General features: G+C 69.3%; 12 protein-coding genes and 1 pseudogene. 6 read left to right on the top strand and 7 right to left on the bottom strand.

Annotation, left to right across the window (positions count from 1 at the left end; genetic code table 11):
- Positions 1-1,165, top strand: a pseudogene (locus tag JMF90_RS08320) (molecular chaperone DnaK); the annotation flags it as partial.
- Positions 1,166-1,256: 91 nt separating this feature from the next.
- On the opposite strand, the gene ctlX reads toward JMF90_RS08320, so the two are convergent.
- From ctlX to JMF90_RS08305, 3 genes are all read right to left on the bottom strand, one after another.
- Entirely contained in the window at positions 1,257-2,267 is a 1,011-nt protein-coding gene (gene ctlX / locus JMF90_RS08315) for a citrulline utilization hydrolase CtlX (protein WP_041489635.1), read from the bottom strand.
- Between the two features lie 59 nt (positions 2,268-2,326).
- On the bottom strand, positions 2,327-3,406 hold the full coding sequence (locus JMF90_RS08310) for an ornithine cyclodeaminase (RefSeq protein WP_011694615.1): 1,080 nt from the start codon (positions 3,404-3,406) through the stop codon (positions 2,327-2,329).
- A gap of 127 nt (positions 3,407-3,533) precedes the next feature.
- Entirely contained in the window at positions 3,534-3,701 is a 168-nt protein-coding gene (locus JMF90_RS08305) for a hypothetical protein (protein WP_154234412.1), read from the bottom strand.
- Between JMF90_RS08305 and JMF90_RS08300 the strand changes: the two genes are divergently transcribed.
- A complete protein-coding gene (locus tag JMF90_RS08300; protein WP_006479718.1) occupies positions 3,700-4,131 on the top strand; it encodes an Lrp/AsnC family transcriptional regulator in 432 nt (143 codons plus the stop codon). The two genes, JMF90_RS08305 and JMF90_RS08300, sit on opposite strands and share 2 nt — an antisense overlap.
- A gap of 34 nt (positions 4,132-4,165) precedes the next feature.
- On the opposite strand, the gene JMF90_RS08295 is transcribed toward JMF90_RS08300, so the two are convergent.
- From JMF90_RS08295 to JMF90_RS08280, 4 genes are read right to left on the bottom strand one after another with little or no spacing between them, the layout of a single operon-like run.
- Complete coding sequence (locus tag JMF90_RS08295) at positions 4,166-4,759, bottom strand: peroxidase-related enzyme (protein WP_011694616.1); 594 nt, start codon at positions 4,757-4,759, stop codon at positions 4,166-4,168.
- Positions 4,756-5,286 (bottom strand): CMD domain-containing protein, encoded by a 531-nt coding sequence (locus JMF90_RS08290; RefSeq protein ID WP_011694617.1) that lies wholly within the window; start codon positions 5,284-5,286, stop codon positions 4,756-4,758. The genes JMF90_RS08295 and JMF90_RS08290 overlap by 4 nt, the downstream gene beginning before the upstream one ends.
- On the bottom strand, positions 5,283-6,743 hold the full coding sequence (locus JMF90_RS08285) for an NAD(P)-binding domain-containing protein (protein WP_011694618.1): 1,461 nt from the start codon (positions 6,741-6,743) through the stop codon (positions 5,283-5,285). The genes JMF90_RS08290 and JMF90_RS08285 overlap by 4 nt, the downstream gene beginning before the upstream one ends.
- Positions 6,740-7,753 (bottom strand): LysR family transcriptional regulator, encoded by a 1,014-nt coding sequence (locus JMF90_RS08280; RefSeq protein WP_041489636.1) that lies wholly within the window; start codon positions 7,751-7,753, stop codon positions 6,740-6,742. Before JMF90_RS08280 ends, JMF90_RS08285 begins: the two co-directional genes overlap by 4 nt.
- Before the next feature lie 44 nt (positions 7,754-7,797).
- Between JMF90_RS08280 and JMF90_RS08275 the strand changes: the two genes are divergently transcribed.
- The 4 genes from JMF90_RS08275 to JMF90_RS08260 form a co-directional block, all read left to right on the top strand.
- On the top strand, positions 7,798-8,094 hold the full coding sequence (locus tag JMF90_RS08275) for a hypothetical protein (protein ID WP_175804006.1): 297 nt from the start codon (positions 7,798-7,800) through the stop codon (positions 8,092-8,094).
- Between the two features lie 13 nt (positions 8,095-8,107).
- Positions 8,108-9,301 (top strand): ABC transporter substrate-binding protein, encoded by a 1,194-nt coding sequence (locus JMF90_RS08270; RefSeq protein WP_011694620.1) that lies wholly within the window; start codon positions 8,108-8,110, stop codon positions 9,299-9,301.
- 39 nt (positions 9,302-9,340) lie between these two features.
- Positions 9,341-11,152 carry an ABC transporter permease gene (locus JMF90_RS08265; RefSeq protein ID WP_011694621.1) on the top strand — a complete coding sequence of 604 codons (1,812 nt, stop codon included), beginning with the start codon at positions 9,341-9,343 and terminating at the stop codon, positions 11,150-11,152.
- 11 nt (positions 11,153-11,163) lie between these two features.
- Positions 11,164-11,767 (top strand): ABC transporter ATP-binding protein (locus JMF90_RS08260; protein ID WP_201325035.1); only part of this gene is annotated, 604 nt, incomplete at its 3' end.

Genomic DNA, 11,767 nt, shown 5'->3' with positions numbered 1-11,767 from the left:
CGATTTCGTGCGGCTGCCGCCGATCGCGACGGTCGTCGACGCGAAGGCGGGCGGCGACGCGCGCGAAACGCCGGTGAAGCTCACCGCGTCGCTGACCGAGGTCGGCACGCTCGAAATGCATTGCATCGCGACCGACGACGCGGCGCGCCGCTGGCGGCTCGAATTCCAGTTGCGCGGCGATGCGCCGGTGCAAGGTGACGATGTGGCGCTCGCGCGGCATCCGCGGCTCGACCAGGCGATCGAGCTGATCGAGCGCTCGTTCGGCAGCAAGGCCGCGGGCGTGACGCCGAAGGACACGCGCCGGTTGCGCGCGCAACTTGAACAGGTGCTCGGCGCGCGCGAAGACTGGGACGTCGCGCTTGCACGCGAACTGTTCGACGCATTGCTCGCGCGGGCGCGGCGGCGGCGCCGCTCGGCCGATCACGAGCGTGCGTGGCTGAATCTCGCCGGGTATTGCCTGCGTCCGGGTTTCGGTCATCCGCTCGACGCGTGGCGCATCGAGCAGCTGTGGCCGCTGTTCGACGACGGTATTCAGTACGTGACCGATGCACAGGTGTGGTCCGAGTGGTGGACGCTGTGGCGGCGCGTGGCCGGCGGCCTCGACGACGACGCGCAGACGCAGGTGCGCGACGCGATCGCGTTCCTCGAACCGTCCGACGACAAGCGGCGCAAGCTGCCGTTCGATCCGGCCAAGGTCGGTCCGGCCGACATGACGCGGTTGTCCGCGTCGCTCGAACGGCTGCCTGTCGCGCGCAAGGTCGAGCTCGCCGAGCGCTTGATCGCGCAATTGCAGAAGCCGGCCGACCGCGCGTTGTGTGCGTGGGCGCTCGGGCGGATTGGCGCAAGGCGGCCGTTCTATGGCAGCGCGCACAGCGTCGTGCCGGCGGAAATCGTCATCGGCTGGCTCGATGCGCTGTTCGCGCTCGACTGGAAGCAGGTCGAGCCGGCTGCATTCGCGGCTGCACAGATTGCGCGGATGACCGGCGACCGTTCGCGCGATCTGCCGGACGACACGCGCGAGGCCGTCATCAAGCGCCTGTCGGCCGCGAATGCATCGGTGGCGTGGATCGACATGGTTCGTGAAGCGATCGCGTTCGATGAAGCCGATACGGTGCGCGTGTTCGGCGAAACGCTGCCGGCCGGGTTGAAGCTGCTGGGCGATTGAGCGCAGCTTGGGATGCTTCGATCTCGTTCGCAGATCGAAGCATCCGGTCGACGTCGCACCAACCATGGCGCGACGTCGACGCCCGTTTCATTCAGGCGTGCGATACCGACACCGCATCGCGCCGTTTTTCCTCTGATTCGATTTCCACGCCGTCATGCGCCGCCGCCGAACGCCGCGCGAGATGAATCCCCGCGAGCATGCAGCGCACCGACCCGCCGGCCAGTTCGATCGTCGGCACGTCGAGCGGTAGCAGTCGCGCGGAGCGTTCGATCGTCACGCGCTGCTCGCCGGTCAGACAGTCGAACGCGCGCCGCGACAGCGCGAGCACGCGCCCATTCTTCCCCGACAATTCCAGCGTATTGCCCGCGAAATTCGCGATTTGCGATGCATCGAGCGCAATCACCGCGCGCCCCGTTTCGCTCAGGCGTTGCGCGATCTCGCCACGGCGGCGGCTGTCGGCGATCAGGTCGAGGCCGACCATCGCGAACTCGGTCGCGACGCTCATCATCACGTTCGTGTGATAGATCGGCCGCCCGTTCGCATCGGCCGTGTCGAAGCAGATCGGCTCGAAATTGAAGTGCGTGCAGAAGCGTTCGAGCGCGACCGGATCGGCTCGGCGCGAGCGCGCGGTGTACGCGATCCGTGCGACGTGATCGAACACCATCGCGCCGGTGCCTTCCAGGAACACGTCGTCGTATTCGAGGCCCGAGTAGTCGATCACGTCCTGCACGCGGTACTCGGCCTTCAGCATCTCGATCACGTCCGCACGCCGCTCGCGGCGGCGGTTCGAGCTGTGCATCGGATACAGCGCGACATGGCCGCCCGGATGCGTCGAGAACCAGTTGTTCGGGAACACGGAGTCGGGCGTGTCGCGCTCGCCGTGGTCGTCGAACACATGCACGCGCACGCCCGCATCGGCGAGCGTCTGCGCGGCGGCCGTGACTTCGTCGCGCGCGGCGGCCGATACCGACGACGTGTCGTGCGAATCGTCAGCGGCCGTGCGCTGGAACGCGTTGTCGGCCGCGGTCTGCGGGTTCGGCACGAAGCGGTGCGGCCGGATCATCACGACGGCGGACGGCGCCTGGATCGATACGAGATTCATGAAGGGCGGGAGCGAAGGGCAGGAAAACGGGCGGCGTACGGGCCGCCCGTGCATGACGGTCAGCGCGCGAACGCGGCGACGGCTTCGGTCACGAACGCCGCGTGGCCGTGCGCGATCGCGGCCGGGTCGTCGATCAGCGCGAACAGGTTCTTCGGATCGACGGCAGGCGGAATCAATGCGATCTCGACGCCCGCGTTGTGCTGCTGCGCGAGCGCGTACAGGTAGCGCAGCGCCGAGTAATCCTCGAGCGCGAAGCCGACCGAGTCGAACACCGTGACTTCATCCGCGCGTTGGCGGCCGGTCGTCTCGCGCTGCAGCACGCGCCACAGCTCGGTGACGGGGAAATCGGCCGGCATCTGCTGGATCTCGCCCTCGATGCGCGACTGCGGCTCGAATTCGACGAACACGCGGCCCGCGCGCAGCACGCCCGCTTCGAGTTCGGTCTTGCCCGGACAGTCGCCGCCGACCGCGTTCAGGTGCATGCCGGGCTCGATCATGTCGGCCGTGACGATCGTGGCAAACGCCTTGTCGGCGGTGACGGTCGTCACGATGTCGGCGCCGCGCACCGCGTCGGCGGTCGAAGCGGCGCGCACGATGCGCAAGCCGGGGTACGCGGCAAGGTTCCGCACGAGCTTGTCGGTCGCGTGCGAATCGACGTCGAACACGCGAATTTCGTCGATGCCGAGCAGCGTGTGGAATGCGATCGCCTGGAATTCACTTTGCGCGCCGTTGCCGATCAGCGCCATCGAGCGCGCATCGGGCCGCGCGAGCACCTGCGCGGCGAGGACCGACGTGGCGGCCGTGCGCAGCGCGGTGGTCAGCGTGAGTTCGGCGAGCAGCAGCGGGTAGCCGGTATCGACCTCGGCGAGCGCGCCGAACGCCATCACCGTGTGCATGCCGCGCGCCGCATTGACGGGGTGGCCGTTCACGTACTTGAACGCGAACAACGACGCGTTCGCCACAGGCATCAGCTCGATCACGCCGTCGCGCGAGTGGCACGCGACGCGCGGCGACTTGTCGAAATCGGCCCAGTGCAGGTAGTCGGCGCGCAGCGTGTCGACCAGTTCGCGCAGGAACGTCGTGACGCCGGTTTGGGCGATCAGGCGGGCGGTGGCGGGAACGTCGAGGAAGCGAGTCATCGGTCTGTCTCCATATTCGGTGCCGGTACGGGGGGCCGGCGTTCTGGTCGACCGGCCGGGGCTTCGGCGCGAATCCGGGCTTCCTGGAAAGGCAGCGGCGCGGCGGGTCGGCCGGTCGATGGAGTCATTATTTCCGCGAGTCGAGCCAACAAAAAGACGGCAAAAGTGGCAGATTTATCGATAGACTTGGCAAATTGCCAGCCCATTCCGGCAGTTTGATCAATTCAAGCTGGCCGGCATGCGCCGCCTCCGGCACGCTGGCGGCCGGTTCACGCTCAACAGGAAAGCCGTTCATGATCACGCTCGACGACGTCGACCGTCAGCTCATCGCGCTGCTGCGCGACAACGCGCGACTGCCTGTCGTCGCGTTGGCGAAAGAATTGCGCGTGGCGCGCGCGACCGTGCAAAACCGGCTCACGCGGCTCGAGAAGAACGGCGTGATCGTCGGCTATACGGTGCGGCTCAAGCCGGCCGCCGAACGGCACCGGATTCGCGCGCTGATGTCGATCGCGGTGCAGGGCAATCGCGGCGCGGAGGTGGTGAAGGTGCTGCGCGGGCATCCGAACGTCGCGTCGATCCACAGCACGAACGGGCGCTGGGATCTCGTCGCCGAACTGCATGCCGATTCGCTCGAGCACTTCGATCGTGTGCTCGGCGCGATCCGCTTGATCGACGGGATCGCCAATACCGAGACGAGCATCCTGTTGTCGACGCACAAGGCGTGACGCGGGCAGGGCCGCGCCACGTTCCTGCACGCGGTCAGGCGCCGGCCGCCGATTCCGGAAACACCGGCTCGCCGAGCGTCAGCATCAACCGGTTCGCCCACGCGAAAATCGCGATCGCGTGCGACAGGTCGAGAATCTCCTCATGCGTGAGCCCTTCGGCTTCGAGCGCGGCGATGTCGCTTTCGTTGATCGCGTCGGGCCGTTCGGTCAACGCGATCGCATAGCGGACGATCGCGCGTTCGCGCGCCGTCGTGCCGGCCGTCGCCGGATCGTCGAACACCTGCTCGATCGCATCGGTGCGTTTCGCGAGTTGCGCGAAGCGCTGCGCATGCACCGATGCGCAGTACACGCAGCCGTTCACGCGCGACACCGCCGTGCTCGCGAGTTCGCGCTCCGCGCGCGACAGCCCGCCGGGGCCGTACATGATCGCGTTGAACACGCCCGAGCGCTGCCGCAGGATCTCGGGAAGATGGACGAGCAGCAGGTAATAGTCGGACGTTTTCGCTTGCGGATGGCTCGCTTCGAGCACCGCGAGTTGTTCGGGCGTCGCGGCGTCGAGCGAGACCGTGTCGAGCCACGCGCGCCAGCCGAGCGTGTCGGATGTGAAGCCGTGAGTGGCCGTCGTCATGCGGCCTCCTTTGCGGCACGTGCCTGAAGTGCCCGCGCGGCGGCGGCGACACGCAACTGATACGCGACGAACGCGACGAGCTGCGACAGCGCGACGATCGCGGGGGTCGTGAGTCCGGCCGATTTCAGCGCGTCGAGATCGGATGCGCGCGCGTCGACCGGGGCGTGCGTCAGGCGCTTCGCGTGCAACAGGATCGCGCCGAGGCGGCGCGGCAGTGCGTCGAGCGCGTCGGCATCGGCTCGTTCGATGTCGGCAAGCGTGCCGCCTGCGTCGAGCAATCGGGCGCGATAGATGTCGGCCAGCGCGTGTGCATTCGACTGCTGCGCGACATACCGTGCCGCATGCAGCCGCTCGATCAGTGAAAGATCGGGCAGCGCGGGATCGAACAGCGCGGCTTCGCTCAGTCGCGTCGGAAGCAGCACCTTGTCGCGGGCGCGGCGCAGCGCGGCGACGGCGTCGCCTTCCCGCAGGCCGGCTGCCGCGTCGATCATATCCGGCGCGGCGGCCGGCGTGATGGAGTCAGTCATCGGTTCGGTGTTCCTTCATCGTCAAAGTGATCGAGGGCATCGGCGTCGCGCCATTCGTCGCCTTGCAGTTCGGCATTCGCGTAGGCGACGAGCGCGTCGTAGTGGCGGTCGCGATCGGCATCGAACAGTCGGCTCGCAATGCCGCGCGCGAGCCGCTGCGCGCCCGCGCTGATCGCCGGGATATCGCCGGACAGCTTGCCGTGGCTCAGGCTCGCCGCGTGGTTGAAGCAGTGGATGCGCGTGACGGCCGGGCACGCGCCGCGCTCGCGTTCCTGAAACGCGAACGCGGGGCCGAGATCGGGCGACTCGGCGAGCTCGTCGAGCCACAGCGCCGGTTCCGGCCGATAGCGATCCTTCCAGCGCCGCACGTGCGCGCCGAACGACGCGAATTCGTCGCGCGTCGTCCAGTCCGAATGAAAGCCCGTCGCGAAGATCAGGAAATCGACGGTGTAGCGGCCGCGCGGCGTCGTCACGTCGAGGCCGTCCGCATGGTCGGCGAGCGTCTCGATCGGGCTGCCCGCATGGAAATGCGCATGGTCGTGGCGCGAGACGCGCAGCACGCTGTCGCGCGGCGGCGGCGTCTGCGACGTGAGCGCGTAGTGCATGAAACGCCACTTCGTCGCGTCGTCGAGATCGGCGTAGCCGTGCACGAGGCCCGGGCTGCCGATGCCGGTCAGCTTGTTGATGCGCGGAATGTCCGCGCGACGGAAGAACAGGTCGACGCGCGCGGCGCCCGCTTCGAGCGCGGTGCCCGCGTTGTCGAACGCGGATGCGCCCGCGCCGACCACGCCGACACGCTTGCCCGCGAGCGCCGCGAAATCGATGGGCTCGGACGAATGGGCCCAGCGCGAGCGCGGCGCGCGCTGCGCGACGGGCGGCACGTACGGGCCGCCGAGACCGTCGCGGCCGGTCGCGAGCACGACGTGCCGCGCGAGCAGCGTCTGCGCTTCGCCGTTGCCGCGCACGTCGAGCGCGAGCAGCCCGTCGTCGCGCGGGCGCAGCGCGACGAGCGTCGTGTCGTTGCGCACCTGCAGGTCGAGCACGCGCCGATACCAGCGCAGGTAGTCCATCCATTGCGGGCGCGGGATCTTGTACAGCGCGTCCCACGCGTCGCGGCCGTATTGCGCTTCGAACCACGCGCGGAACGTCAGCGCGGGCAGCCCGAGCGCGGGGCCGGCAAGCTGCTTCGGCGAACGCAGCGTCTCCATCCGCGCGAACGTGACCCACGGGCCTTCGTAGCCGGCCGGCGCGCGGTCGATCACGCACTGGTTGTCGATGCCGAGCAGGCGCAGTTCGGCGGACGCCGCGAGCCCGGCCATGCCACCGCCGACGATCGCCACGTCGAGCACGCGCACGCCGTCCGCTTCGCGCGGCGGCACCCACGACGGCGCGGGCAGGTCGAGCCAGCGCAGGTCCTGCGCGAGCCGGGCTTCGAGTGCGTCGAGTTGGGCCGTCATGCGGCCTCCGGGCGCGCGCGGCGGGTGCGTGTCGGGCGAGGCGGGCGCGCGGTGCGGTCGGTGCGCAGCCGGTCGCCGCGCAGCAGCGCGTCGTGCGCGGCGGCGTCGTGAAAGATCACGTCGTCGAGCAGCGTGCGCGTCGTGCGATGCAGCGCGTCGAGCAGCGCATCGACGGCCTCCGTGCGCGCCTTGCCGGCCGGCGTCGCGACGCCGAACGCGAACGGAATGTCGACGTCGAGCGCGCGCGCGACGACACCCTCCACCGGCAGCGCGACGCCGGTGGCCGGATCGACGATGCCGATCCCGATGCCCGCGCGCGCGGCCATCACCGCATTCAGTGACGCATTGGTTTCGATGAACACGCGCGCGTCGACCCGTGCGGCCGCGAATGCGGCATCGATCCGCTGGCGCAGCCGGTGCCGGTTCGCGACCGTCACGATGCGGCGTCGCGCGAGGTCGCGCAGCGCGATACGCGGCTGCGCCGCGAGCGGATCGTCGGCCGGCAATACGGCGACGCAGGGCGTCTGCGCGATCCAGTGCACGTCGAGCCCGGCATGCGCCATCGGCAGCGTGACGACGCCGACATCGGCCGTGCCGGCCAGCACCTCGTGCACGACATGCTCGGCCGATTCGCTGCGCAACTGGTAGTGCGGCGCGTGCGCGTCGTCCGGCAGCGCGGCGAGCGCGGCCGGCACGAGCGTGGCCGCGAGCGACGGCGTGGCCGCGATGCGCACGGGTTCGGCGGTTTCATCGCCGAGCGCGCGGGCCCGCGCCTCGATCGCGCGCAGGCCGACCAGCGAGCGCTCGACTTCCTCGTACAGCAGGAACGCGCGGCGCGTCGGCGTGACGCGCGGGCCGTGCCGGTCGAACAGCGCGTAGCCGAGATCGGCTTCGAGTTCCTGGATCTGCCGCGTGACGGCCGGCTGCGAGCGGCCGAGCAGTTCGCCCGCGCCGGTCACGCTGCCGGCCGACATGACCGCGGAAAAGGCTTCGAGTTGATGCAGCTCCATGACGCGTTCCGATGATGCAATTTGCGCATTGTAGGAGCGTGAGCATGCACGATTCATATAATGATTTTTGCTATCGACAGCGGGAAAACTGCGAAGGGCGCGACCGACGCGGCGGCCGGCCCTGCGCGCATGCGCGCCGGTTGTGCGGGGTGACGAGAACGAAACGCCAATCGAATCAACGCGATGCGATGCATGCCCGCATGTCGGTGGATGCAGCGGGCATTCACGTCGATCGCGAACGTCATCCGCTTCGCGCCGCCTGCGATATCGATATGCACAAAACTTCGTTGGAACGCTATGACCCGGATGGTTACATGCCCTCACTCTTTTCGATTGACTGAAGCTGGGGGACGCATGAACGTTTCGGGGAACGACGCACGCGGCGCATGGCGGCGCGTGCTGGGCACGGTGGCGGCGCTCGCTGCCGCATGGGGTTTGTCGACGGGCGGCGCGCTAGCGGCCGGCGTGTCGGGCGAGCCGGTGGTGATCGGTGTGAGCGGGCCGCTCACGGGCCAGGACGCGCAGTACGGCGAGCAGTGGAAGCGCGGCTTCGATCTCGCGCTCGACGAGATCAACGGCAGCGGCGGCATTCACGGCCGGCCGCTCGCGATCGACTTCCAGGACAGCCGCAGCGATCCGCGCCAGGCGGTGGCGATCGCGCAGAAGTTCGTCGCCGATCCGCGCATCGCGATCGAGCTCGGCGATTTCTCGAGCGCGACGTCGATGGCCGCGTCGCCGATCTATCAGCGCGGGCAACTGATCCAGTTCGGCTTCACGAATTCGCATCCGGATTTCACGAAGGGCGGCGACTATCTGTGGAGCACGGCGCTGAGCCAGGCCGAGGAACAGCCGCTGCTCGCGCGCTACGCGGTGAAGGAACTCGGCTTCAAGCGGATCGCGGTGCTGTACCTGAATACCGACTGGGGGCGCACCAGCAAGGACATCTTCGCGAAGGCGGTGACGGGGCTCGGCGCGCAGGTCGTCGCGGCCGAAGGCTACCAGCCGGCGGAGAAGGATTTCCGTTCGACGCTCGTGCGCATCGGTGAATCGAAGCCCGATTCGATCGTGCTGATCTCCTATTACGCCGACGGCGCGCAGATCGTGCGCCAGGCGCGCACGTCGGGCGTTGCACTGCCGATCGCGGCGGTGGGCTCCGTGTATTCGCCGAAGTTCCTCGAACTGGGCGGCACGGCCGTCGAAGGCGTCTATACGGAGTCGAACTTCTTCCCGGCCGAACCGCGCCCCGAGGTGCAGGCGTTCGTGCAGCGCTATCGCGCGAAATTCCACGCCGATCCCGATTCGTTCGTCGCGCGTGCTTACGATGCGCTGATCCTGTCGGCCGAGGTGCTGCGCCGCTACGGCACGACGCGCCAGGCCGCGCACGACGGCTTCGCGAAAGTGAGCGACGTGCCGAGCGTGATCTTCGGCAAGGTGCGTTTCGATCCGCAGACGCGCCGCGTCGCCGGCGCGCGCACGGTCTATCTGGTCGTGAAGCAGGGGCAGTGGGCGCTGTGGGACGGCGCGAAGCCGCAGCTCGCGGCGCGCTGAACCCGACATGAACCGCCTGCACCTGACGGACGCATCGTGATGGCTTCCTGGCTCGACTACACGCTCAACGGCCTCATCGTCGGCAACATCTACGCGCTGCTCGCAGTCGGGCTCGCGCTGATCTTCGGCGTGTCGCACCTGATCAACTTCGCGCACGGCTCGGTGTACATGGTCGGCGCGTTCATCGGCTGGCTGTGCCTGACGCGCTTCGGGCTGCCGCTGCCCGTCGCGCTCGCGGCGGTCGTGGTCGGCTGCGGCGCGCTCGGCATCGCAATCGAACGGATCGGGCTGCGGCCGCTGCGCCATGCCGCGCGCATCGCGCCGTTGCTCGCGACGATCGGCATCAGCTTCATCCTCGACCAGCTCGCGCAGCTCGCGTTCGGCGCGGACCCGCGCGCGGTGCCGACGCCGCTACCCGACTGGCACGTGCGGATCGCCGGCGCGACGCTCGGCTCGCTCGACTTGCTGATCGCGGGCATCGGCATCGCGGCGGCCGCGCTGCTGTACGGCTTCCTGCGCTTCACGCGCCTCGGCTGGGCCGTGCGCGCGACCGCGCAGGATCGCGACGCGGCGCTGCAGATGGGTGTCGACGTCGATCGCGTGAACCAGACCGTGTTCGCAATTGCGTGCGCGCTCGGCGGCGTGAGCGGGCTGCTGGTCGGCATGTACTACAACAGCATCGATCCGGCGATGGGTTTCCAGGCGACGCTGAAGGGCGTGGTCGCGCTGCTGATCGGCGGCCTCGGCAACGTGCCGGGCGCGATCGCGGGCAGCCTGCTGCTCGGTCTCGTCGAAAGCTACGGCGTCGCGCTGTTCGGCACCAGCTATCGCGACCTGTTCGCGTTCGGGCTGCTGATCGTATTCCTCGTGTGGCGGCCGAACGGCTTGTTCAGCGCGAATCGCGCGCTGCCGCCCGAGCCGATGACGGGTACGTTCCTCGCCGCCGCGAAAGCCGTTCGCGTGCCGCGCCCGCTGCTCGTCGCGCTGATCGCGGCGGCGGCCGTGCTGCCCTGGCTCGGTGCATCACCTTACGTGTTGCAGACGCTCACCAACGCGTGGCTGTACGGGCTGCTCGCGCTGAGCCTCACGCTCGTCGCGGGCACGGTCGGGCAGATCTCGCTCGGCCACGCCGCACTGCTCGTGATCGGCGCGTATGCGTCGGCGCTGCTGTCGTCGGATCTCGGCTGGTCGCCGGCCGTGACGATTCCGTGCGCGGGCGCGATCACCGCCGTGCTCGGCACGCTGCTCGTCTATCCGGCGTTCCGGCTGCGCGGGCACTACGTGTCGATCGCGACGCTCGGCATCGGCGAAGTGGTGAGCCTCGTGATCCTGAACTGGGACGGCCTGACGCGCGGCCCGCTCGGCATCACCGGCATCGCGCCGCTGCCGTGGGCGACGACCGCGCGCGCCGCGTACTGGTTCACGTTCGCGGTGCTCGTCGTGTTCGCGCTCGTGCAGGTGCGGCTGCTGCGTTCGCATCTGGGCCGCACGCTGCGCGCGGTGCGCGAGGACGACGTCGCCGCGCGTGCGCACGGCATCGCGCCGAACCGCTACAAGGCGATCGCGTTCGCGGTCGGCGGCGTCGCGGCCGGCGTGAGCGGCGGCATCGCCGCGCATCTGTACAGCTACATCAATCACCAGACCTTCGATTCGCAGGTGTCGATCCTCGCGCTGACGATGGTGATCCTCGGCGGGCTCGGCAACGTGCTCGGCGGCATCGTCGGCGCGATCGCGCTGATCGGGCTGCCCGAGTTGTTCCGCTGGGCGGCCGATTACCGGATGCTGATCTACGGCCTCGTGCTGCTGCTGCTCGTCCGGTTCCGGCCGCAGGGCCTGCTCGGCACGGTGTGAGGAGGAATGCGATGACCACCACTCGACCCCTGCTCGACGTGCAGGGTTTGACGCGCCGCTTCGACGGCGTGACCGCGCTCGACGGCGCGAGCCTGACGCTGGCCGACGGCGAACTGCTGAGCGTGATCGGCCCGAATGGCGCGGGCAAGTCGACGCTGTTCAACCTGATCGCGGGCGCCGACCGGCCCGACGCCGGCCGCGTGACGTTCGACGGCCGCGACATCACCGGCACCGCGCCGGAACGGCTCGCGGCGCTCGGCATTGCACGCACGTTCCAGCACGGCCGTGTGTTCGGCAACCTGAGCGTGCTCGACAACGTGCTGATCGGCGCGCATGCGCGGCTGCGTGCGGCACGGCCAGGCTGGCCGGCGCTCGGCGCGGCCGCCGAAGTGCTGCGCGCGCTCGTGCGGCCCGCGTCGGTGCGGCGCGAGGAAGCCGAACTGCGCGAAGAAGCGCGCGCGATCGTCGCCGGGTTCGGCGAACGGCTCACGCCGCGCATCGATCATCCGGCGCACAGCCTGTCGTATGCGAACCGGCGGCGCGTGGAGATCGGCCGCGCGCTCGCGCTGCATCCGCGTCTGCTGCTGCTCGACGAGCCGACGGCCGGGATGAACG

Source organism: Burkholderia sp. E168m23 (genome assembly GCF_016586125.1).
Lineage (GTDB): Bacteria > Pseudomonadota > Gammaproteobacteria > Burkholderiales > Burkholderiaceae > Burkholderia > Burkholderia orbicola.
Note: the sequence above shows the minus strand (reverse complement) of the source record. Positions and strands in the feature narration are given on the sequence as shown.